Origin of the sequence: Pseudomonas sp. PKS, assembly GCF_051913525.1 — a bacterium.
Classification (GTDB): domain Bacteria; phylum Pseudomonadota; class Gammaproteobacteria; order Pseudomonadales; family Pseudomonadaceae; genus Aquipseudomonas; species Aquipseudomonas guariconensis_D.
In genome coordinates, this window is record NZ_JBEGDO010000026.1 from 37,672 (window position 1) to 59,000 (window position 21,329).

General features: G+C 61.6%; 19 protein-coding genes. 6 read left to right on the plus strand and 13 right to left on the minus strand.

Annotation, left to right across the window (positions count from 1 at the left end; translation table 11 throughout):
• Positions 1–6: 6 nt before the first annotated feature.
• The gene (locus tag ABOA88_RS20855; RefSeq protein ID WP_196170985.1) at positions 7–681 is read left to right on the plus strand and encodes an ABC transporter ATP-binding protein; all 675 of its coding nucleotides are present in this window, start codon (positions 7–9) and stop codon (positions 679–681) included.
• Positions 681–3,188, plus strand: coding sequence for an ABC transporter permease (locus ABOA88_RS20860; RefSeq protein ID WP_367852088.1), 2,508 nt, complete (start codon positions 681–683; stop codon positions 3,186–3,188). The genes ABOA88_RS20855 and ABOA88_RS20860 overlap by 1 nt, the downstream gene beginning before the upstream one ends.
• A gap of 300 nt (positions 3,189–3,488) precedes the next feature.
• Here ABOA88_RS20860 and greB read toward each other — a convergent pair whose 3' ends face one another.
• From greB to ABOA88_RS20880, 4 genes are all read right to left on the minus strand, one after another.
• Complete coding sequence (greB, locus tag ABOA88_RS20865) at positions 3,489–3,968, minus strand: transcription elongation factor GreB (RefSeq protein ID WP_196170983.1); 480 nt, start codon at positions 3,966–3,968, stop codon at positions 3,489–3,491.
• Positions 3,969–4,055: 87 nt separating this feature from the next.
• Positions 4,056–4,364: a hypothetical protein gene (locus ABOA88_RS20870; RefSeq protein WP_043213510.1), complete on the minus strand. Its 309-nt coding sequence runs from the start codon at positions 4,362–4,364 to the stop codon at positions 4,056–4,058.
• Positions 4,365–4,640: 276 nt separating this feature from the next.
• The gene (locus ABOA88_RS20875; protein WP_196170982.1) at positions 4,641–5,078 is read right to left on the minus strand and encodes a DoxX family protein; all 438 of its coding nucleotides are present in this window, start codon (positions 5,076–5,078) and stop codon (positions 4,641–4,643) included.
• Between the two features lie 113 nt (positions 5,079–5,191).
• Positions 5,192–6,598, minus strand: coding sequence for a transglycosylase SLT domain-containing protein (locus ABOA88_RS20880; RefSeq protein WP_367852089.1), 1,407 nt, complete (start codon positions 6,596–6,598; stop codon positions 5,192–5,194).
• A gap of 159 nt (positions 6,599–6,757) precedes the next feature.
• Between ABOA88_RS20880 and ABOA88_RS20885 the strand changes: the two genes are divergently transcribed.
• The 3 genes from ABOA88_RS20885 to ABOA88_RS20895 all read left to right on the plus strand — a co-directional run bounded on the left by ABOA88_RS20885 (position 6,758) and on the right by ABOA88_RS20895 (position 9,587).
• The gene (locus ABOA88_RS20885; protein ID WP_367852090.1) at positions 6,758–7,555 is read left to right on the plus strand and encodes a TatD family hydrolase; all 798 of its coding nucleotides are present in this window, start codon (positions 6,758–6,760) and stop codon (positions 7,553–7,555) included.
• Between the two features lie 109 nt (positions 7,556–7,664).
• Positions 7,665–9,143: a methyl-accepting chemotaxis protein gene (locus ABOA88_RS20890; RefSeq protein WP_196170979.1), complete on the plus strand. Its 1,479-nt coding sequence runs from the start codon at positions 7,665–7,667 to the stop codon at positions 9,141–9,143.
• A 75-nt stretch (positions 9,144–9,218) separates the two neighbouring features.
• A complete protein-coding gene (locus ABOA88_RS20895; RefSeq protein ID WP_196170978.1) occupies positions 9,219–9,587 on the plus strand; it encodes an Mpo1-like protein in 369 nt (122 codons plus the stop codon).
• Between the two features lie 10 nt (positions 9,588–9,597).
• Here ABOA88_RS20895 and ABOA88_RS20900 read toward each other — a convergent pair whose 3' ends face one another.
• From ABOA88_RS20900 to ABOA88_RS20910, 3 genes are all read right to left on the minus strand, one after another.
• On the minus strand, positions 9,598–10,395 hold the full coding sequence (locus ABOA88_RS20900; RefSeq protein ID WP_196170977.1) for an acyl-CoA thioesterase: 798 nt from the start codon (positions 10,393–10,395) through the stop codon (positions 9,598–9,600).
• A gap of 120 nt (positions 10,396–10,515) precedes the next feature.
• Positions 10,516–11,283, minus strand: a complete 768-nt coding sequence (locus tag ABOA88_RS20905) for a CHAD domain-containing protein (protein WP_367852091.1) — start codon at positions 11,281–11,283, stop codon at positions 10,516–10,518.
• A 14-nt stretch (positions 11,284–11,297) separates the two neighbouring features.
• Entirely contained in the window at positions 11,298–11,576 is a 279-nt protein-coding gene (locus ABOA88_RS20910) for a hypothetical protein (protein ID WP_070093988.1), read from the minus strand.
• A gap of 159 nt (positions 11,577–11,735) precedes the next feature.
• Between ABOA88_RS20910 and ABOA88_RS20915 the strand changes: the two genes are divergently transcribed.
• The gene (locus ABOA88_RS20915; RefSeq protein WP_070573991.1) at positions 11,736–12,776 is read left to right on the plus strand and encodes a patatin-like phospholipase family protein; all 1,041 of its coding nucleotides are present in this window, start codon (positions 11,736–11,738) and stop codon (positions 12,774–12,776) included.
• Positions 12,777–12,831: 55 nt separating this feature from the next.
• On the opposite strand, the gene ABOA88_RS20920 is transcribed toward ABOA88_RS20915, so the two are convergent.
• From ABOA88_RS20920 to tig, 6 genes are all read right to left on the minus strand, one after another.
• Positions 12,832–14,703 carry a SurA N-terminal domain-containing protein gene (locus ABOA88_RS20920; protein WP_367852092.1) on the minus strand — a complete coding sequence of 624 codons (1,872 nt, stop codon included), beginning with the start codon at positions 14,701–14,703 and terminating at the stop codon, positions 12,832–12,834.
• 185 nt (positions 14,704–14,888) lie between these two features.
• Complete coding sequence (gene hupB / locus ABOA88_RS20925) at positions 14,889–15,161, minus strand: nucleoid-associated protein HU-beta (protein ID WP_011533117.1); 273 nt, start codon at positions 15,159–15,161, stop codon at positions 14,889–14,891.
• Positions 15,162–15,314: 153 nt separating this feature from the next.
• Entirely contained in the window at positions 15,315–17,711 is a 2,397-nt protein-coding gene (lon, locus tag ABOA88_RS20930; RefSeq protein WP_070573988.1) for an endopeptidase La, read from the minus strand.
• A gap of 154 nt (positions 17,712–17,865) precedes the next feature.
• Positions 17,866–19,149, minus strand: coding sequence for an ATP-dependent Clp protease ATP-binding subunit ClpX (gene clpX, locus ABOA88_RS20935; protein WP_196170974.1), 1,284 nt, complete (start codon positions 19,147–19,149; stop codon positions 17,866–17,868).
• A gap of 108 nt (positions 19,150–19,257) precedes the next feature.
• Complete coding sequence (gene clpP / locus ABOA88_RS20940; RefSeq protein ID WP_043213484.1) at positions 19,258–19,899, minus strand: ATP-dependent Clp endopeptidase proteolytic subunit ClpP; 642 nt, start codon at positions 19,897–19,899, stop codon at positions 19,258–19,260.
• Between the two features lie 92 nt (positions 19,900–19,991).
• Complete coding sequence (gene tig, locus ABOA88_RS20945) at positions 19,992–21,305, minus strand: trigger factor (RefSeq protein ID WP_070573986.1); 1,314 nt, start codon at positions 21,303–21,305, stop codon at positions 19,992–19,994.
• Positions 21,306–21,329: the final 24 nt, after the last annotated feature.

Genomic DNA, 21,329 nt, shown 5'->3' on the forward strand with positions numbered 1-21,329 from the left:
TTCTCCATGGGCCCCAGCATTCTCGTTGCGCAGAACCTTAGCAAAGTGGTCCCCAGCGCGGAAGGCGACCTGACTATCCTCCACACCCTGTCATTGTCCCTTGCGCAAGGCGACAGCCTGGCCATCGTAGGCGCCTCGGGCTCGGGTAAATCGACCCTGCTCGGCCTGCTCGCCGGCCTCGACCGCCCCAGCGCGGGCAAGGTCATGCTCGCCGGCCACGACCTGGGCCCTCTCGATGAGGATCAGCGCGCCCGGGTCCGTGCCGAACATGTGGGCTTCGTGTTCCAGTCGTTCCAGTTGCTCGACAGCCTCAACGCTCTGGAAAACGTCATGCTTCCCCTGGAGCTCGATGGCCGCCGCGATGCACGCGAGCAGGCCCGGACCCTGCTGGAGCGAGTCGGCCTGGGCAAACGCCTGAGCCATACCCCACGCCAACTCTCCGGCGGCGAACAACAACGGGTGGCGATCGCCCGCGCCTTTGCAGCCCAGCCCTCGGTGCTGTTTGCCGACGAGCCAACTGGCAATCTGGACAGCCATACCGGCGAACGCATCAGCGACCTGTTGTTCGAATTGAACAAGGAACGTGGGACGACCCTGGTTCTGGTCACCCATGACGAGCGCCTGGCTCAACGCTGCCGACGCCTGATCCGCCTGGATGCCGGCCGTCTGGTGGCGTCCTGATGAGCCGCCTGCCCTTCCCACTCCTCTGTGGCCTGGCCCTGCGCCAGTTACTGCGCGATGCCCGCACCGGGGAAGTTCGGGTGCTGTTTTTTGCCCTGCTGGTGGCAGTGGCAGCCAGCACTGCCATCGGCTACTTCGGCGCACGCCTGAACGGCGCCATGCAACTGCGCGCCAGCGAATTCCTCGGTGCTGACTTAGTGCTGCAAGGCAGCTCGCCGGCACGAGACGTGCAAATCAGCGCAGGCAAGACGGCCGGCCTGCACCATGCTCACGTGGTGGAGTTCACCAGCGTGGTCGGTGGCGACAGCGGCATCCAGTTATCGAGCATCAAGGCCACCGACGCCGCCTACCCTCTTCGCGGCCAACTGCGCAGTGCCGCCACGCCCTATGCCGAGGAAACCCCTGGCGGCGGCCCCGCACCTGGCGAAGCCTGGGTCGAGGCACGTCTACTGGTGGCGCTGGGGCTGTCGATTGGCGACAGCATCGACGTCGGCATGAAGACCTTGCGTATGAGCCGTGTGCTCACCTACGAACCCGATCGCGCCAACAACTTCTATAGCCTCACACCACGTGTGCTGATGAACATAGCGGACCTGCAGTCCACCGGCGTGATCCAGCCGGGAAGCCGGGTCAGCTACCGCGACCTGTGGCGCGGTACGCCCGAGGCGCTGGCGCAGTACCGCGGGGAGGTGAAAAGGACCTTGGCCGCCAACCAGCGCCTGCTCGACACACGCGATGGTAACCAGCAGGTCGGTGGCGCGCTGGGCAAGGCCGAGCGCTACCTGAACATGGCCAGTCTGGTGGCGGTATTGCTGGCTGGGGTTGCCGTCGCGCTTTCGGCCAGTCGCTATGCGGCCCGCCGCCTGGATGCCAGTGCCTTGTTGCGTTGCCTGGGGCTTTCCCGACACCAGGCACTGGGCATGTACTGCCTGCAACTGGCCGCGCTCGGCCTGATTGCCGCGGCCACCGGTGCCTTGCTCGGCTGGCTGGCACAGCTGGGGCTGTTTCGTTTGTTACAAGGCCTGATGCCGAGCGAAGTGCCTGCTGGTGGCATGACCCCCGCCCTGGCCGGCATTGGCACTGGTCTGGTGGCCTTGGCCGGGTTCGCCCTGCCGCCGCTGGCAGCCCTTGGCCGCGTCCCCCCTTTGCGTGTGCTACGCCGCGATTTGTTGCCCGTGCCGCCGAGCAGCTGGCTGGTATACGGCACAGCACTGCTTGCCCTGGGGCTGATCATGTGGCGTTTGAGCCTGGACCTTCTACTCACTTTTGCCTTGCTCGCCGGGGGAGGGCTCGCCGCCTTGCTACTTGGTGGCCTGCTACTGCTGGGCCTGCGCAGCCTGCGACAAGTGCTGGCCAGTGCTCCCTTGGCCTGGCGTCTGGGCCTGGGTCAACTGCTGCGCCATCCTCTGGCTGCCGCCGGCCAGACCCTTGCCTTCGGCCTGATCCTGCTGGCCATGGCCCTGGTCGCCCTGCTGCGAGGCGAATTGCTCGATAGCTGGCAAGCGCAGTTGCCCAAGGACGCCCCCAACCACTTCGCCCTCAATATCCTGCCTGACGAGCGAGACCCTTTCGCCCAACGGCTGCAGGCGATCAACGCCAGCTCAGCCCCCTTGTATCCAGTGATACCGGGACGCCTGACGCACATCAACGGTCAGCCCGTGCGGCAATTGGTGAGCAAGGAGTCCACCGCCGAGCGCGCCGTGCAGCGTGACCTCAGCCTCACCTGGGCCGCCGAACTGCCTCCGGGCAACACCCTGAGCGCGGGCCACTGGTGGCAAGCACCACCTGCTGCGGACGAGTTGCCTGGGGTTTCGGTGGAAGCCCAGCTTGCCGACAGCCTGAAACTCAAGCTCGGAGATCGGCTTGACTTCGATATCGGCGGCCAGCAACGCCAGGCGCGGGTGGCCAGCTTGCGTGCTGTGCACTGGGACAGCTTCCAGCCCAATTTCTACATGATCTTCCAGCCAGGGACCTTGCAAGGGCTGCCGACGACCTACCTGACCAGCTTCTATCTGGCACCGGGGCACGACCCAGAAGTGGTCGCCCTGTCGCGGGCGTTTCCGGCGGTGACCATTCTCCAGGTCGATGCGCTGCTGGCGCAGTTGCGCAGCATCCTGGCCCAGGTGACGTGGGCGGTCGAATACGTGCTGTTGTTCGTGCTGGCGGCGGGGCTGGCGGTACTGTTCGCCGGGCTCCAGGCGACATTGGACGAGCGTATTCGCCAGGGGGCGCTGTTGCGTGCGCTGGGCGCCGCCAGGCCGTTGCTGGTCAAGGCGAGGCGGATCGAGTTCGGGTTGCTTGGCGCGGTGAGTGGGTTGTTGGCTGCTGTGGGGTGCGAGCTGATTACCTGGGTGTTGTACCGGTATGCGTTTGATCTGGCGTGGGGGCCGCATCCCTGGTTGCTGGTGGTGCCGGTGGTGGGGGCTGTCGTGGTGGGCGGGGCTGGGGTTGTGGGGACGCGACGGGCCTTGAATGCGAGTCCGTTGGTGGTGTTGCGGGAGGGGTAGGCTTGGGCTTTCAGAGGGTGTGACAATCTGGTTTTAGCGGGGGCGCCACCGGCGCTTTTCGCCTTTACGGCGACCTACTTTGCTCTCGGGCAAAATAGGCAAAACTACTGGCTCCCACCTCCGGCCTCCTGAGGTCGAAATCGGTGGTGCCTGAACCATCGCGTATCAACCCGCGCAGGACCTGTAGGCGCTGGCGAAGCCTGCGATGGGCCGCGCAGCGGCCCTCTGGGTGAATGCCCTCAGTCGAGGGTCTGTATGAAATGTGTTCGCGCGAAGGCTCTCGCAAGCCGCACAACCCGACTACCCATCCATCCCATAACAAATACGATTGACGTACCAGGTCGCCTCCCCCGTAGGTGTCTTCACCACCACCTCATCCCCCTCTTCCTTCTTAAGCAGTGCCCGCGCCATGGGTGAGTCGATGGAGATATAGTCGTTACGCCCGTAGATCTCGTCATACCCCACGATCCGAAACTTGAGCACCTCGCCTTCATCGTTCTCGATCTCCACCCAGGCACCAAAGAACACCTTGCCCTCTTGCTGCGGCGAATAGGCAACCACCTTGACGTCTTCAAGCCGCTTGCGCAGGTACCGGACCCGGCGGTCGATCTCTCGCAAGAGCTTCTTGTTGTACTGGTAGTCCGCGTTCTCGCTGCGGTCGCCCAGGGAAGCGGCCCAGGTGACCTTCTGGGTAATCTCGGGACGATAGACCCGCCACAGGTGATCGAGCTCCTTCTTCAGAGCCTCATGACCTTCAGTGGTGATGATGTTGGTGCTCAAGCGGTATTCTCCTCAGTGCATCCTCCGCTGACGCACGCCAGCGGAGGGCACCGAGCTTAGCGAAAAATCCCGTGGCCGACACGCCGCTCAGCGGCGAGTGATCAGTCCCTGGCGCGCAATACGTGTCAGCTGACCGATGACTTCGGCAGCGTCGGCCGCTAAAGGCGCCTGGATCACGGCAAGGTCGAAACGGTCATTGCCAAATTGGGCAAAGCCATCGCAGGTTTCGGCAAATTGCACCAGAAATGCACGCGCTTGCCCCTTGCGCCGCGACAAGCCATCAAGGTTGCGTAAAAGTGTGGGTTGATGCTGACCACCGAGCAGGATACGCGGTGTACGGGAAGCCTGGCTGGCAGGCAATGGACTCAAGCAGACACTGGTACGTGGACAACTCATGGAGATATCTCTGCGCCTCGCAAATCCCGCTGGGCAGCGGTGGGAGGCGTCACCGAACCAGCGCTTTAGCGGTATTTCGGATGCCCCAAACGAGTTATCCCGCGCCCCGCAAGTAGCTGTTTAAATCGGCGCAGTCGGTATGCTAGAGCGTGACGCGATAAGTTACAAGATATCGATGACCGCTAAACGCTAAGACTTTCGCAGACCTGCCCCGTCAAATGAAAAAACCCGCTTACCAGCACACCTGGAAAGCGGGTTTGATGTCAGCCGGGTAGATCAGTTGCGAGCGATCAGGCGGTCCAAGGAGAAGCGGCCCGCGCCCTCGATCAATACCGCGACCGTACCGGCCAACAACGCCAGGGCGAACTCGTAGCCATTGTTCGACATGAACAAGCCATTGTTGATGTGCACCGAGAAGATCGCCACCACCAGGGTCACGGACAGGGCCAACGCCGCAGGCCGTGCCAGCAAGCCCACCACGAGGGCCAGGCCGCCGAAGAACTCGGCGCTGCCTGACAACAGAGCCATCAGGTAGCCCGGGGCCAGGCCGATGCTTTCCATCCATTGGCCGGTGCCTTCCAGCCCATAGCCGCCAAACAGGCCGAACAGCTTCTGGGCGCCGTGGGCCACGAAGATGATGCCTACCAGGATACGAATGACGCTCAGACCAGTACCGGCGCGGGTAACGAACAGGGCGTTGAGGGTGTTGTTCATTTCGATGCTTCCTGAATCAAAGGGATGTTGTGTGGAGATGGCGCCATTCTAATCATCAAAATAGATATAAAAAGCGCAAAAATCGGCATTTATATATCAATTTTTTAGATTAACTAGCGATTCGCAATACGCTCCAGCGATTCCCGCTGCCGATTGAAAGCCAGGAAGTACTTATTGACGCTATTGACGAAGTTGACCGGTCCCATGCCTACCTGCTCCATGGCGATGCGCTCGGTCTGGAAGAACCACTGATTGCCATTGAGCCCGCGGCGCCGCGCCTCGGCGCGCATGGCCTGGACTCGTTCCGGTCCAAGGTTGTAGGCCGCGAGGATAAACGCCATGCGCTCACGCTCGTTGAGCTGGGGACTGGCGAAGAACTTGCGGCGGATCAATGCCAGATACCGGGCGCTCGCCTGCACATTGCCCTCGACCGAGGCGATGTCATTCACCCCCACACGGCGAGCCGCCGCCGGCGTGATCTGCATCAGCCCATGCGCGCCACCACCACCGCGAGCCGCCGAGTTGAAAGTGGATTCCTTGAACGCCAGCGCCGCCAGGTTCAGCCAGTCGATCTGCTGCGCAGCGCCATGCTTCTGCAGGACCGTGCGCAACGACTCCAGACGCTTGCGGTCCTTTCTCGCCAGCGGGTCATGCACGCGGTACTGACGTCGGTAGATACGCTCGAAGGCTGCGTCCTGGTTCGCCGGTGCTCGGTAGCCCTCCAGAAAGCGGTCCACCGTGGCGAGCAACATGCTAGCGTCACGTCGCACATACCAGCGCATCGCCTGGGGCTGGCCCAGGCTCACGCGCGAATCCAGCCGCAAGCGCGGCATCACCCGAGCCCACCGCTCGGCAATCGGGCGCTCCACCACGGTCAGGTGATAAATGCCTGCCTGGACCATCTCCAGCACATCTTCCACCGCCAGGCTGGCGTCGACCCACTCCACCTTGATCGGTGCACGCTTGCGCAGCGCCAGTTGCTGGTTGATCTGGGTGATCACCGCACCGGCGGCGCTGGCAGTGGTCAACGCGACAGTACGTCCGGACAACTGATCCACACGGCTGAAACCGCGCTCCCCTTTGCGCCCGACCAACATCAGTTGCACCTGGTCCCGGACCGCGACGCTGCCACTGACCCCACGCACCCGCGCAGGATCGAGCAGCTCGCCAGGGGCAGCCAGGTCACCCTCGCCACGCTGCAGGGCGGCGAGCAACTGCTCCTTGGCGCGGGGAATAAGCTTGAGGCGGATTTGCTGACCGTCCTGGGACCGGGCATTGAGGTAGTGTTCGAGACCTCGCAAGCGGTGGTACTCCACGCCCACCGGCTCGCCTTTGACTTCACCCGAGCTGTTGCGACTCTGGTTGACCAGAACCCTCAGGACTTTGCTGCTGCGAATCTGTGCCAGGTCGCGAACTTGGCTGGTCGGCACATGCTGCTGGGGCCCTGGCAACCGGGCATTGGCCGGTGGGGGCAGGGTCAAGCCGACAAACAGCAGCGGTATCAGCAGTGATCGCAGCATGCGAGAACCTGTCCGAGGGCTGGGAGCGGGTGTCATACAGCGAGGTCCGCCCATGACAAATGACGCTAAAAGACCACGACAACCACTTGAAGTTCTGGGATTTCTTTCGAATTACCCGTTTTTTGCTATGCTGGCCGGCCCGCGGCACGAGGTAGAAAGATGCAACTGATCGATATTGGCGTCAACCTGACCAACAGCAGTTTCCATGACCAGCAGGCCGCCGTCGTCGAGCGGGCCGTGCAAGCGGGCGTGGTCCAAATGGTGCTTACCGGGACCAGCCTCCAGGTCAGCGAACAGGCCCTGACGCTCGCTTCGCAGCTCGATCCCGAAAGCCTGCGCCTGTTCACCACGGCCGGCATCCATCCCCACGATGCCAGCCATTGGGACAACGCCAGCGAGCGCCAACTGCGTGCACTGCTGGCCCAGCCACGGGTGCGCGCCGTGGGTGAGTGCGGGCTCGATTTCAACCGCGACTTCTCCCCTCGCCCACTACAGGAGAAAGCCCTGGAGGCTCAATTGGCGCTGGCCGCCGAGCTGCGCCTGCCCGTGTTTCTCCATGAGCGTGAAGCCAGCGCGCGACTTCTGGCGATCCTCAAAAACTATCGTGACCACCTACCAGCGGCCGTGGTGCACTGCTTCACCGGCGAGCGCCAAGCCTTGTTCGCCTACCTGGACCTGGACTTGCACATCGGTATCACCGGCTGGATCTGCGACGAGCGCCGCGGCACCCATCTTCACCCGCTGGTGGGCAACATTCCCGAAGGCCGCTTGATGCTCGAAAGCGACGCGCCCTACCTGCTGCCGCGCAGCCTTCGTCCCAAGCCAAAGAAGGGCCTCAACGAACCGGCTTTCCTGCCCGAAGTACTGCGAGAGGTTGCGCTGCACCGGAGGGAATCCCTGGAGCAGACCGCCGCGCACACCACGGCCACCGCCAAGGCATTCTTCCAGTTGCCCTGAAACCGGGCCGGGGTTTGTTGACGCATATCAAGGCGGGCGCTGAGACGAGCGGACACAATGATGGCACCTTGCCAATAATGTTTCCGCTCAACTCAGAGAAGACCTATCCATGGGTGCCTGGCTTAGCAATATTTCCCTGAAGTACAAGTTCTGGGCCGTCAACGCGGTGGCCTTCGTCACGACCCTGCTCCTGGTGCTCTATGCGGTATACCTGGAACAGCAAGCCCGCGCAGAAGGCGCGCGCAACCAGGCGATTGCCCAGGCCGAGCTGATCGCGGCCTGGCCTTCGGGTCAGCCCCTGCCCCTACCGGCGCAGGCCGTGATCTGGCAGGCCGGGCAGACACCGGTCATCGCCAACCAGCCGCGTGAGGCCCTGGCCGATGCCCGAGGCTGGGTCGCCCTGCCCAATGCCTGGATCCTGGGCAACAATCCTTTGCAGGGCGCTCAAGTGATCCACCACGCAGAGCAGCGCATCGCTGTGCTGGCCGAATCCCCCAGCCTGCGCCAGGTGTTCTTCGAGCGCTTCACCCAATACGCGGTCTGCGTGCTGATTCTGATGCTGGCGATGCTCTGCGCTTCGCAGTTGCTGATCCGCTTCCTGCTCAGCCAACTCAATACGCTCAAAGACGTGATGCTGCATGTGGAGAAAACTGGTGACTTGTCAGCCCGTGTCCCGCTGTCCTGTGGCGATGAAGTCGGCCAGATGGCAGGCGCCTTCAATGCGATGCAAGCCACCTACCACCGGGTGGTCAGCACGGTGGCTCGCACCGCTGCGCAACTGGATAGCGGCGCAGCACGCCTGGCAGCGAGCATGGACGAGGTGCGCCACGGCATGATCGGCCAGCAGAGCGAGACCGACCAGGCTGCCACAGCCATCAACGAGATGTCCGCCACGGTCCATCACATCGCCCAGCACGCCGGCGCCACCCGTGACCTGTCGCAGACCGCCGACACCCTGGCCGGCAGCGGCCAAGCGGTGGTCACGCGTGTGCAGGACTCTATTGCTGGCCTGTCCAGCGGCGTACAGCAAACCGCCGAAATGATTCACCAGCTCGCCGAAGACAGCCAGCGCATCAACGGCGTGGTCAGCGTCATCCACAGCATCGCTGAACAAACCAATCTACTGGCCCTCAATGCCGCTATCGAGGCGGCCCGAGCAGGCGAACTGGGACGTGGTTTTGCCGTGGTGGCGGACGAGGTGCGCAACCTGGCCAAACGCGTGCAGACCTCCACCGATGAAATCACCGGCATGGTGTCCGCCCTACAGGCCGGCACCCGTGATGCCGTGGACTTCATGCAGGAGAGCTCCTACAAGGCAGACGATTGTGTCAAACAGGCTCAGGAGGCAGGTGAGGCGTTGCTCGAGATCACCAGTGCCGTGGCGCAGATGCGCGAAAGCAACACGCAGATCGCCGTCGCCGCCGAACAGCAAAGCCAGGTGGCCGAAGAGATGAACCGGGCGGTGGTGAGCATCCGTGATGTCACCGAGGAAACAGTCCAGCAAACCGTCGGTTCGGCCACCACCAGCAACGAGCTGGCGACCCTGGCGGCCGAGCTGAACAAAGCCATCGGCCAGCTCAAGCTATAAGGCCGATAACCTGCCTCGATTGGCCCTCGCCCGAGGGCCACACTAAGCTTTGGGCATGACCGAGAGGAAATGCCCATGAGCAAACGACTGCCCAACCTGCACGCCTGGCAATGGCGTGGTTACCATCACAATCACCGGCATCCGACCAACCTGGTGCTGCATCTGATCGCCGTCCCGTTATTCATCCTGGGCGCATTGTTGGTGCTCGGCGGGGTGTTTGGCCTGGACCTCAGCCAGCTGGCCATCGGCCTGATCGCCCTGGCCGCCGGACTGGGCCTGCAGCGCCACGGCCATCGTCTGGAAACCGAGCAACCCGAACCCTTCGCCAGTCGCAAGGATGCCGTTCAGCGTCTGCTGACCGAGCAATTCATCACCTTTCCGCGCTTTCTGCTGAGCGGTGCTTGGTGGCGTGCCTGGCGCGAGCGCCACAAGCATCGCCGTTAGCTGCCCAGACCTAGGCGAACACCGTCACGGTCTGTCGGCTCAAGGCAATCAGCTCATTCTCGGCTGTCCACAGGGCGGCCGAGGCATGCCCGTAGCCATCGCGGGCGTGCTCGGTCTCGACACAGTAACGACACCAGTCCAAGGTCGACAGCTTGGGCGCTGGCTGAATGAACTCGATCGTCCAGGTCAGGGTGCTGCCTGCAGCAGGTTGCTTAAGATGGGGGAGCAGACTGGGCGGCCAGGCATCGACCATCGCCAGCAGGTGCGCTTCGTTTACCGGCCCATCGGCCATATCGCGCAGACGCACCCAACCGCCCATCCGTCGTTCGTTGTTGCCGCTGAACGGCAGACCACCAATGGCCCAACGCAAAGCCACATGACGCATGAACTCGGGCGTCACGCCTTTGATACAGGGCAATTCGGAGGCCGACTGCTCGAGCGGCTTCATGTCCACGGCAGGCTGCGCCGTGACCTCGATCGCCGAAGGACGGCCATCCCCGAAGCTGCCCTGTACCAGGGTCACCACCTGTCCTTCCTGTACCGCGCGTCCCAGCAGCGTGCTGACGGCTTTGCCCTCACGCAACACCTCGACCTCGAAACTGATCGGCACCTCCGGCGTCGCTGGCCCGACAAAGGTGATGGCCAACGACCGCACCGGACGTCCCTCACCGAGCTTGGCACGCATCGCCTCATGCATCAGCGCGACCATCAGCCCACCAAATACCGCGCGTCCCTGGCCCCAACTGGCCGGCACGCTGACAGATTCGGGACACTCGCGCACCGCGCTGAGCAATTGCGTGAAATTCATGTTCGGCTCCTGCACCTGGGCTTGATTGGCTGCCACGGAACGTGCCCGCGTCAAAACGTGCCCCGGATATTAGCCAGCGAGTGCCTGGCTGGCAGCCCGCATAATGGCCATTCCCTGTGGCTATCGACGCGCCACGGCTGCCCGCAAGGCCTCCAGGGTGGCATCGGCCTTCTGCTCGGCCTCATGCAGCTCGCGTTCCCAGGCTTTCTTGAAGGGCGCCAGATCGGCGTGATCACGCGCCAGCAAAAGCCATTGCACACGGTCGTGCCAATCGCCCAAGTCCGCCTGGGTGCGCTTGAGTAGACGTTGCAGTTTGTTTCCGGCGTGCTCCAGCTGTGGGTACGCCTCGTCGCCATAACGCACCCGCTTGATCAGCAGGCGCAGGCGATGACGGTCGTGGCTGGGATCGTCAAGCGCCTTTTCGAGCTTGCGCCATTGCTTGTCCAGGCGCTTGTCGATGCGCTTGCCCAAGCCTCTGGCTAAGCCTTCTCGCGCACAGGCCCGGAGGAACAACGGAAAGGTGTCGATGATCGCCAACACCCGGGTGAGTTGGCGGCTCACGGCCACACTGGCGAAGATGCCCGCCCTGCCCTCCAGGCGACGGGCCCCAGCCTGCTCGTGTCCTTGGCTGATCAGGTGGGCCGCCAGCACCTCGCGGTCCCGCAAGGGGGTCGTGAGCGCGCCCAGCGAGCGCGCCGCGTCCTCCAACTGCGTGACACCAGGCAAACCCCGCAAAGGCCGCAGCAGGCTGCGCAAGCGTCTCAGGCTGGTACGCAGGTCGTGCAATGCTTCACTGTCGACATCGCCCGCCAGCCGCTCCCGACACGCCAGCAGACGGACCTGCAGGGACAGCACTTGGGCGATGACATGATCGAGCATGGCGGCCATACAGCCCTCCTGGATCAACGACCCGCGCGAGACTCACGGATGTAGAAACGCGCCTTCTCGGCCTTGCGGCTACAGCCTTCGAAGGCCTCGAACTGCTGCTGCGTCTTGGCACCAGTCAACAGCGACAGCGCCTTGGAATAGCTGACGGTTCCGGCAAACCCTTCGGCCTTGGCCAGGTCCAGCTCCTTCCACGCAGCATCGAGCTGAGTTGCACAGCTGTCACGGTACGCCGTCTTGCCCGCGCAACCTGTGAGGACAAGGGCGATCAGGGGAAGGCAGATCCAGGCTTTCATCAGTCAGTAACCTCAAGTTTGAACAAAAAAGAGTGGCCGTTCGACGCTCAAACAATCGAAAAGTGCCCTGCTCAGCGTAGCCCAGCGCGGTCTACATTGAAGCACAGGCAACAATGGGTGCATTGTTGGACCATGGTTGCACAGCAGTAGGGGACAGTCATGAGCAAACGCGTGGCATTGGTACTGGGATCAGGGGGCGCACGCGGGTATGCGCATATCGGTGTGATCGAGGAGATAGAGCGACGCGGCTACGAGATCGCCTGCATCGCCGGCTGTTCGATGGGCGCGGTGATCGGCGGCATCTACGCTGCCGGAAAGCTGGATGAATACCGCCGTTGGATCGAGAGCCTGGACTACCTCGATGTGCTGCGCCTGGTGGATGTGAGCTTTCGCCTGGGCGCGATCCGTGGCGACAAGGTGTTTGGCCAGATCCGCAAGATCGTCGGCGAGGTGAACATCGAACAACTGTCCATTCCCTACACGGCAGTGGCGGCGGACCTCACCAACCAGCAGGAAATCTGGTTCCAGGAAGGCTGCCTGCACCAGGCCATGCGAGCCTCGGCGGCGATCCCCAGCCTGTTCACGCCAGTGATGCAGGGTAACCGCATGCTGGTCGATGGCGGCATTCTCAATCCGCTGCCGATCGTGCCGGTGGTGTCCAGCCATTGCGATCTGATCATCGCCGTCAACCTCAACGCCACCAACCAGAAACAATATCAATTGCCGGTGATTGAGCGGCCTGCGGCGTTCAAGATGCGCTTCGATGCCGTCATCAGCTCGTTGGGCTCACGCCTGCCCTTTCGCCGCAAACCAGCCGAACAATTGATGCGCATCGAACAGGAAATCGTCGCAGAGGGGCTGAGCGCAAGCGACCCCTGGCTTGGCGAATCTGCCGACCCAGAAGGCCAGCAACCGGCAGCGGCACCCGAACGTGGCGGCGCACCCAAGTCCGCCACCGGTTCGTTCATCATCGATAACGTGGGGCCTGCGTCCTTGCTCGACCTGATCAACCAGAGCTTCGAAGTCATGCAGACCTCCCTCGCCCAGTACAAAATCGCCGGCTATCCACCAGACGTGCTGATCAACGTGCCCAAGCGGGTCTGCCGCTTCTTCGAGTTCTACAAGGCGCCGGAACTGATCGCCCTGGGACGGGAAATTGCCCGGGACACGTTGGACACTTACGAAGGTGAGCGGCGTTAGCCCACCAAAAACAAGAAAGGCCGCATGAGCGGCCAGTCTTGTTGCGCGATTGCACTCAGTAGCGAGTGACGTCAGCCGCGGCTTCCAGTTGCTTGCGGTAGGACGCGAAGTCCTGCTGGCCTGCACGCGAAGCGAGGTAACGGCGGATCTGCGCTTTCTCCTCGTCAGTGGCCGCAGCGCCTTCGTTGACGCCCTTGAGCTGCAGCACCACCAGGCTGCCATCGCCGAGGACCACACTGCCGTAGACCGGCTTGTCCTTGGACGCAGGCTTGGCCAGGCGGAATACCGCTTGCAGTTCGGCCGGGTCGATACCGTCCTGACCACGCGTAACGGCTTCCTGGGTCTTCCACTTCTGGCCTTCCTGCTCGGCGGTCAGAGGGATGGAGCCATCGCGAAGACCCGCGATCAGCTTGTCGGCCTTGGCCTTGAGCTCGGCAGTCGCCTTCTCCTTGGCCAGATGCTCGCGGATGTTCTTGGCCACGGCCTCCAGCGGCAGTTGCTCAGGCTTGCGGTGTTCCTTGACACGCAGCACGACCACGGTCTCCGGATCCAGCTCGATGGCATTGCTGTTGGCACCCTCTTCCAGCACTTCTTCGCTGAAGGCGGCCTGGACGACCGAACGGTTGGCCGTGATGCCATCACCACCTTCCCGACCGAATGCGGCCGAAGTCTGCACCTTCAGGCCCAGGTCCTGGGCCGGCTGGGCCAGGTCAGAGGCCTCGAACGCCGCATCTTCCAGTTGCTTGGTCACTTCCACGAAGCGCTGCTCGACCTGTTGGGTCTTGAGTTCGCGGGTCAGCTTGTCCTTGAGGCTTGCGAAGGTCGGAACTTCCGGCGCCTGCACACCCAACAGCTTGATCAGGTGGTAACCGTACTCGGTGCGTACCGGTGCCGATACCTGGTCCTTGTTCAGCTTGTACAGGGCATCCTCGAAGGCTGGGTCGTAGACGCCTGGGCCTGCGAAGCCGAGATCCCCCCCATTGCTGGCCGAACCTGGGTCCTTGGAGAATTCCTTGGCCAGCGCGGCAAAGTCCTCGCCTTTGGCCAGACGCTGCTGGATCTCTTCGATACGGGCCTTGGCCTGTGCATCGGAAACCTTGTCGTCGACCTCGATGAGGATATGCGCGGCATGACGCTGTTCGGCCAGGTTGGCGATTTCCTTCTCGTACAGGGCCTTGAGTTCGTCCTCGTTGACCTGTACCTGATCGAAGAAGGCCGACTTCTTCAGCTCGATGTAATCGATGACCACCTGGTCAGGCGTCATGAATTCCTTGGCGTGCTGGTCGTAGTGCGCCTTGATCTCGTCGTCACTCACCTTGACGGCGGCCGGATCGGCCTTGAAGGTCAGCGAAGCGAAATCGCGGGTCTGCTTCTCCAGGCGAGCGAAGGCTTCGACCTGTTTGTCGGTGACGAAGCTGCTGCCAGCAAGGCCGGTGCGCAGCTGCCCGATGAGCATTTCCTCGGCGAGCATCTCGCGGAACTGCATGCGCCCATAGCCCATCTGGCGAATGACCGCATCGAAACGTTCGGCGCTGAACTTGCCATCGACCTGAAACTCCGGTGTTTGCAGGATCAGCTGATCCAGCGCGGCCTCGGAGAAGGCGAACTTGGCGTCTTCGGCCCCCTGCAACAGCAGCTTGCGCTCGATCAGCCCTTTGAGCGCGGCTTCGCGCAGCATCTTTTCATCCAGCAGTGCTGGGTCGAAATCCTTGCCCAGCTGTTGCATCAGCTGGCGGCGCTGCATGTCGACGGCCTGGCTCAGCTCGTTCTGACTGATGGTCTGGCCGTTCACCTTGGCGGCGTCCTGGCTATGGCTGGCGGCCTGGAAAATGGCCTCGAAGCCGGTCAGCGCCATCAGCACGACGATAAGGCCGATGATGGTCTTGGCAATCCAACCTTGTGAATTGTCCCTGATATTCTGCAGCATGCGTCCCCCAGAAACGGTTGTACCACTGCGTCGACAACCGTGGAGCGTGGGTAGAGTCCTGATAGAAGAAAGGCGCATCCTGTGGGATGCGCCTTTTCAAAGCGAGCGTGCCAACGGGAACGTTTGCGACCCCGCCGTCACGCGGTCGGACCTGGTGTGCACCAGGTCCGGCTGAAAGAGACGACTTAGTTGACGGCGTCTTTCAGGCCTTTGCCAGCCTTGAAGCCTGGAACCTTGGCAGCAGCGATCTTGATCGCCTTGCCGGTTTGCGGGTTACGGCCGGTGCGCTCAGCGCGCTCCTTGACCGAGAAGGTACCGAAGCCAACCAGTACAACATCGTCACCTTGCTTCAGGGCGCCGGTGACGGATTCGATGACTGCGTCCAGCGCACGGCCAGCTACAGCTTTCGGAATGTCAGCGGATGCGGCGATAGCGTCAATCAGTTCCGACTTGTTCACTCTAAGTCCCCTTATATCTCTATTGAGTTTGTTTCTAAGTATGTAATGAAAAGCTTATGAAACGAGCACTGGGCGGCCTATTGACACTGGCGTGCCGTTTTATAGCAAGGCCCCGAAAAAACTGTCAAGGAAAGCCCCCCAGCGAAATACGTACTAGTGCGTGCTGATTCTTTCCTTAGCATCGCCGTCGCGCTTTTCATCTTTCGCGACAATCTCCGGAGCCACATCTGGCAAGGGCTCCGGGGCGTATTGCAGCGCAATTTGGAGGACTTCGTCAATCCATTTGACCGGTTTGATCTGAAGATCCTGTTTGATATTTTCCGGAATCTCCTTCAGATCACGAACGTTTTCCTCTGGAATGATCACCGTCTTGATCCCACCGCGGTGTGCCGCGAGGAGTTTTTCCTTCAAGCCACCGATGGCCAGAACCTGGCCACGCAGGGTGATTTCACCGGTCATGGCCACATCAGCGCGCACCGGAATCTGGGTAAGCGCCGAGACCAGCGCGGTGCACATGCCGATACCCGCACTTGGGCCGTCCTTGGGCGTAGCGCCCTCGGGCATATGGATATGCACATCGTGCTTCTCGTGGAAATCGGCGGCAATGCCCAGGCTGCGGGCACGGCTGCGTACCACGGTCTGCGCGGCGGTGATCGATTCGACCATGACGTCGCCCAGGGAGCCGGTCTTGATCAATTGCCCCTTGCCAGGGATGACCACGGCTTCGATGGTCAGCAGTTCGCCACCCACCTGAGTCCAGGCGAGGCCGGTGACCTGGCCAATCTGATCCTGCTGCTCTGCCAGGCCGTAGCGGAACTTGCGCACCCCCAACAGATGCTCGAGTTGCTCGCCGGTTACCTTGACCTTGAGCTGCTTCTCGCCGGTGTGCTCCTTGACCACCTTGCGGCAGACCTTGGCGATCTGGCGCTCCAGACCACGCACGCCGGCTTCGCGAGTGTAATAACGAATGATGTCGCGAATCGCCGTGACATCGATCTCCAGTTCACCCTTCTTCAGGCCATTGGCCTTCACTTGCTTGGGCGTCAGGTACTTGACCGCGATGTTGATCTTCTCGTCCTCGGTATAGCCCGGCAGGCGGATGACCTCCATCCGGTCGAGCAGCGCCGGCGGAATGTTCATCGAGTTCGAGGTGCACAGGAACATCACGTCCGAAAGATCGTAGTCGACCTCCAGGTAGTGGTCGTTGAAGTTGTGGTTCTGCTCGGGGTCGAGCACTTCCAGCAATGCCGAGGCCGGATCGCCACGCATGTCGCTGCCCATCTTGTCGATCTCGTCGAGCAGGAACAGCGGGTTGCGTACGCCCACCTTGGTCATCTTCTGGATCAAACGACCCGGCATGGAGCCGATGTAGGTGCGACGATGGCCCCGGATCTCGGCTTCGTCGCGCACGCCGCCCAAGGCCATGCGCACGAACTTGCGGTTGGTGGCAGCCGCGATCGATTCGGCGAGGGAGGTTTTACCAACGCCAGGTGGGCCTACGAGGCACAACACAGGACCGCGAATCTTCTTCACGCGCTTCTGCACTGCGAGATATTCAAGGATGCGTTCCTTGACCTCTTCCAGGCCATAGTGATCGGCATCGAGGATTTCCTCGGCCTTGGCCAGGTCCAGACGCACTTTGCTCTGGGCTTTCCAAGGCACCTGCACGAGCCAGTCCAGGTAGGAGCGAACCACAGTGGCCTCCGCGGACATCGGAGACATCTGCTTGAGCTTGTTCAGCTCGGCCTGGGCTTTGGCCAAGGCATCCTTGGGCAGGCCAGCAGCTTCGATACGCTTCTTCAGTTCCTCGACTTCATTGTGGCCCTCGTCGCCATCGCCGAGCTCCTTTTGAATGGCCTTCATCTGCTCATTCAGGTAGTACTCGCGCTGGCTGCGCTCCATCTGCTTCTTGACCCGGCCACGGATACGCTTCTCGACCTGCAGCAGGTCGATTTCCGCGTCCAGCAATGCCAGGACATGCTCGACCCGAGTCGGCAGGTCGACGATTTCGAGGATTTCCTGCTTCTGCTCGATCTTCAGGGCCATATGGGCGGCCATGGTGTCGACCAGGCGGCCAGGCTCTTCGATGCTATTGAGCGAGGACAGGACTTCAGCCGGGACCTTCTTGCCCAACTGAACGTACTGCTCGAACTGCGACAGCAACGTGCGCACGAAGACTTCCGACTCGCGCTCGGCGGCCTCGACTTCATCGATCAGGGTGACTTCGGCACGGACATGCCCTTCCACTTCCGTGAAACGCTCGACGGCGCCGCGCTGCTCGCCCTCGACCAGCACCTTGACGGTACCGTCGGGTAGCTTCAGCAATTGCAGGACAGTAGCAATGGTACCGACGCGGTAAAGGGCATCTTCGCCCGGATCATCGTCGGCAGGATTCTTCTGGGCCAGCAGGAGGATCTGCTTCTCGCCCGTCATCGCCGCCTCAAGGGCTTCGATGGACTTCTCGCGTCCCACGAACAGCGGGATGACCATGTGCGGATAAACGACGACATCGCGCAATGGCAAAAGAGGCAAGTCGAGGGTGGTCTTCATGATTTCGCCTCTACAGCGGCCTTATGGCCGGAAACCGGTGGAAATGATGCTTGGACCTAATGTGGGGGCAGGTCCATAAAATTACAAGCGTTGAGATCGGAAAAGCAGAAAGGGGCCCATAGGCCCCTTTCTTGCTCGACTTGGCTTACCCGACTCAGGCGTCAGGTGCGGCCTTGGCTTGCGGCTCGCTGTTCTCGTAGATCAGCAAAGGCTGCGAAGTGCCCTCGATGACGCTCTCGTCGATCACCACCTTGCTGACATCCTTCTGCGAAGGAATCTCGTACATGGTGTCAAGCAGCACGCCTTCGAGGATCGAACGCAGGCCACGGGCGCCGGTCTTGCGCTCGAGCGCCTTGCGAGCAACCGCCTTGAGCGCATCGCTGCGGAACTCGAGGTCCACATCTTCCATCTCGAACAGCTTGGCATACTGTTTGGTCAAGGCGTTCTTCGGCTCGGTGAGGATCTGCATCAGTGCAGCCTCGTCCAGCTCGTCGAGGGTTGCCAGCACCGGCAGACGGCCGACGAATTCCGGAATCAGGCCAAACTTGACCAGATCGTCCGGCTCGACCTCACGCAGGGACTCGCCGACTTTCTTGCCTTCCTGCTTGCTGCGCACTTCGGCGCCAAAACCGATGCCACCTTTGGTGGAGCGGTTCTGAATGACCTTCTCCAGGCCCGAGAACGCACCGCCGCAGATGAACAGGATATTGCGGGTATCGACCTGCAGGAATTCCTGTTGCGGATGCTTGCGACCACCCTGAGGCGGCACGGAAGCCACGGTCCCTTCGATCAGCTTCAACAGCGCCTGCTGCACGCCCTCGCCCGACACGTCGCGGGTGATGGACGGGTTGTCCGACTTGCGCGAGATTTTGTCGATCTCATCGATGTAGACAATGCCCATCTGGGCCTTTTCCACGTCGTAGTCGCACTTTTGCAGCAGTTTCTGAATGATGTTCTCAACGTCTTCGCCCACGTAACCGGCTTCGGTCAGGGTGGTGGCGTCGGCGATGGTGAACGGTACGTTCAACAGACGTGCAAGGGTTTCGGCGAGCAGGGTCTTGCCCGAGCCGGTCGGCCCGATCAGCAGGATATTGCTCTTGCCGAGTTCGACTTCGTCGCCCTTCTTGTCACGCTGGTTCAGGCGCTTGTAGTGGTTGTACACCGCTACGGACAGCACCTTTTTTGCGCGTTCCTGACCAATGACGTACTGGTCCAGGATACCGCTGATTTCTTTCGGCGATGGCAATTTGTGCGCGTTGCTCTCGGCCTGGGCTTCTTGCACCTCCTCACGGATGATGTCGTTGCACAGGTCGACGCACTCGTCGCAGATAAATACCGAGGGCCCGGCAATCAATTTGCGCACTTCGTGCTGGCTTTTGCCGCAGAAGGAGCAATAGAGCAATTTGCCGCTGTCCTCGCCGTTACGGGTGTCAGTCATTCGATCGATCCAATCCGGTAGGCATGAAACACAAGATGAAGGCAATTGCGGGCTTTTTCAAGTCCGCAGGTAGGCGCCATCGGCGCCCACCCGCTCTGGCACCTTGGTTCAGGACGCCAGTTGCCGCTTGTCGTAGACCGAGTCGATCAGGCCGTACTCGGCCGCGCGCGCGGCGCTCATGAAGTTGTCGCGTTCGGTGTCGCGCTTGATGGTCTCGAGGTCTTGGCCGGTGTGATGGGCCAGCAACTCGTTCAGACGCGCCTTGATGTTGAGGATTTCCTGGGCGTGGATCTCGATATCGGTCGCCTGGCCCTGGAAGCCGCCCAGCGGCTGGTGAATCATCACGCGCGAGTTCGGCAGGCAGTGACGCTTGCCTGCGGCGCCGGCTGCCAGCAGGAACGCACCCATGCTGCAAGCCTGACCGATGCAGATGGTCGAGACGTCCGGCTTGATGAACTGCATGGTGTCGTAGATCGACATGCCAGCGGTGACCGAGCCACCCGGCGAGTTGATGTACAGATGGATATCCTTGTCCGGGTTTTCCGCTTCAAGGAACAGCAGTTGTGCCACCACCAGGTTGGCCATGTAGTCCTCTACGGGACCAACCAGGAAAATCACACGCTCCTTCAAAAGGCGCGAGTAGATGTCGTAGGCGCGCTCGCCACGGGCGGACTGCTCGATAACCATCGGGACCAGGCCGCCTGCGGCCTGGATGTCGGAGCTCTGTTGAATATAAGAATTGCGGGACATGTCCTGCACTCACTCCCAAATAGTCATGGCTTGAATACGCACAAGCCAGCTCGAAGGCTGGCTTGTGGGGGTTTCCTACGAGAGAAGACCTATCACTCAGCGGCGGCAGGAGCCTGTGCTGGCTTGACAGCTTCTTCGTACGAGACCGACTTGTCGGTCACAGTCGCTTTCTGCAGGACAGTATCTACAACTTGTTCTTCCAGCACAACCGAACGGACTTCGTTCAGTTGCTGGTCGTTCTTGTAGTACCAGGAGATGACCTGCTCCGGCTCTTGGTAAGCCGAGGCCATTTCCTCGATCATTTCACGGACCTTGGCGTCGTCCGGCTTCAGCTCGAACTGCTTGACCACTTCAGCAACGATCAGACCCAGGACCACACGACGCTTGGCTTGCTCTTCGAACAGCTCAGCCGGCAGTTGCTCTGGCTTGATGTTGCCGCCGAACTGCTGAACAGCCTGCACGCGCAGACGGTTGACTTCGTTCTCCAGCAGAGCCTTCGGCACTTCGATCGGGTTGGCGGCCAGCAGACCGTCCATGACCTGGTTCTTGACCTTGGCCTTGATTGCCTGACGCAGCTCACGCTCCATGTTCTTGCGAACTTCGGCGCGGAAGCCTTCCAGGGTCGATTCCTTGATGCCGAACTGGGCGAAGAAGGCTTCGTTCAGCTCAGGCAGCTGAGGTGCCGAGACGCTGTTGACGGTGATGGTGAACTCGGCGGCCTTGCCGGCCAGGTCCAGGTTCTGGTAGTCCTCAGGGAAGGTCACGTTGACAACGCGCTCTTCGCCAGCCTTGGCGCCAACCAGACCGTCTTCGAAGCCTGGGATCATGCGACCGGAGCCCAGCACCAGCTGGGTACCCTTGGCCGAACCACCCGCGAAGGCTTCGCCGTCGATCTTGCCGACGAAGTCGATGTTAACCTGGTCGTCGTTCTGGGCGGCACGCTCAACGGCCTCGAAACGCACGTTCTGCTTGCGCAGCACTTCCAGCATGTTGTCCAGGTCCGCGTCAGCGACTTCGGCGCTCAGGCGCTCGACCTTGATCGACTCCAGGCCGCTAACGGTGAACTCAGGGAAGACTTCGAAGATGGCAACGAATTCCAGGTCCTTGCCTTTTTCGAAGGACTTCGGCTCGACAGCAGGGGCGCCAGCCGGGTTCAGCTTCTGCTCGACGATCGCTTCGTAGAAGGAAGCCTGGACCAGGTCACCGAACGCTTCCTGGCGTGCATCGGCCTCGAAACGCTGACGAATGACGCTCATCGGCACCTTGCCTGGGCGGAAGCCGGCGACCTTGGCGCGCTTGGCAGTCTGCTGCAGACGCTTGTTGACTTCGTTCTCGACGCGCTCGGCCGGAACGGCGATGGTCATGCGGCGCTCAAGAGCGGAAGTGTTTTCAACAGAAACTTGCATGGATATTCCTCGTTGCACAGACGT

Coding starts and splice junctions, on each gene's coding strand:
- ABOA88_RS20855 (WP_196170985.1), top strand. CDS start 7: ATGGGCCCCAGCATTCTCGTTGCGCAGAACCTTAGCAAAGTGGTCCCC.
- ABOA88_RS20860 (WP_367852088.1), top strand. CDS start 681: ATGAGCCGCCTGCCCTTCCCACTCCTCTGTGGCCTGGCCCTGCGCCAG.
- ABOA88_RS20870 (WP_043213510.1), bottom strand. CDS start 4,364: ATGAGTTGTCCACGTACCAGTGTCTGCTTGAGTCCATTGCCTGCCAGC.
- ABOA88_RS20875 (WP_196170982.1), bottom strand. CDS start 5,078: ATGAACAACACCCTCAACGCCCTGTTCGTTACCCGCGCCGGTACTGGT.
- ABOA88_RS20880 (WP_367852089.1), bottom strand. CDS start 6,598: ATGCTGCGATCACTGCTGATACCGCTGCTGTTTGTCGGCTTGACCCTG.
- ABOA88_RS20885 (WP_367852090.1), top strand. CDS start 6,758: ATGCAACTGATCGATATTGGCGTCAACCTGACCAACAGCAGTTTCCAT.
- ABOA88_RS20890 (WP_196170979.1), top strand. CDS start 7,665: ATGGGTGCCTGGCTTAGCAATATTTCCCTGAAGTACAAGTTCTGGGCC.
- ABOA88_RS20895 (WP_196170978.1), top strand. CDS start 9,219: ATGAGCAAACGACTGCCCAACCTGCACGCCTGGCAATGGCGTGGTTAC.
- ABOA88_RS20900 (WP_196170977.1), bottom strand. CDS start 10,395: ATGAATTTCACGCAATTGCTCAGCGCGGTGCGCGAGTGTCCCGAATCT.
- ABOA88_RS20905 (WP_367852091.1), bottom strand. CDS start 11,283: ATGGCCGCCATGCTCGATCATGTCATCGCCCAAGTGCTGTCCCTGCAG.
- ABOA88_RS20910 (WP_070093988.1), bottom strand. CDS start 11,576: ATGAAAGCCTGGATCTGCCTTCCCCTGATCGCCCTTGTCCTCACAGGT.
- ABOA88_RS20915 (WP_070573991.1), top strand. CDS start 11,736: ATGAGCAAACGCGTGGCATTGGTACTGGGATCAGGGGGCGCACGCGGG.
- ABOA88_RS20920 (WP_367852092.1), bottom strand. CDS start 14,703: ATGCTGCAGAATATCAGGGACAATTCACAAGGTTGGATTGCCAAGACC.
- lon (WP_070573988.1), bottom strand. CDS start 17,711: ATGAAGACCACCCTCGACTTGCCTCTTTTGCCATTGCGCGATGTCGTC.
- clpX (WP_196170974.1), bottom strand. CDS start 19,149: ATGACTGACACCCGTAACGGCGAGGACAGCGGCAAATTGCTCTATTGC.
- clpP (WP_043213484.1), bottom strand. CDS start 19,899: ATGTCCCGCAATTCTTATATTCAACAGAGCTCCGACATCCAGGCCGCA.
- tig (WP_070573986.1), bottom strand. CDS start 21,305: ATGCAAGTTTCTGTTGAAAACACTTCCGCTCTTGAGCGCCGCATGACC.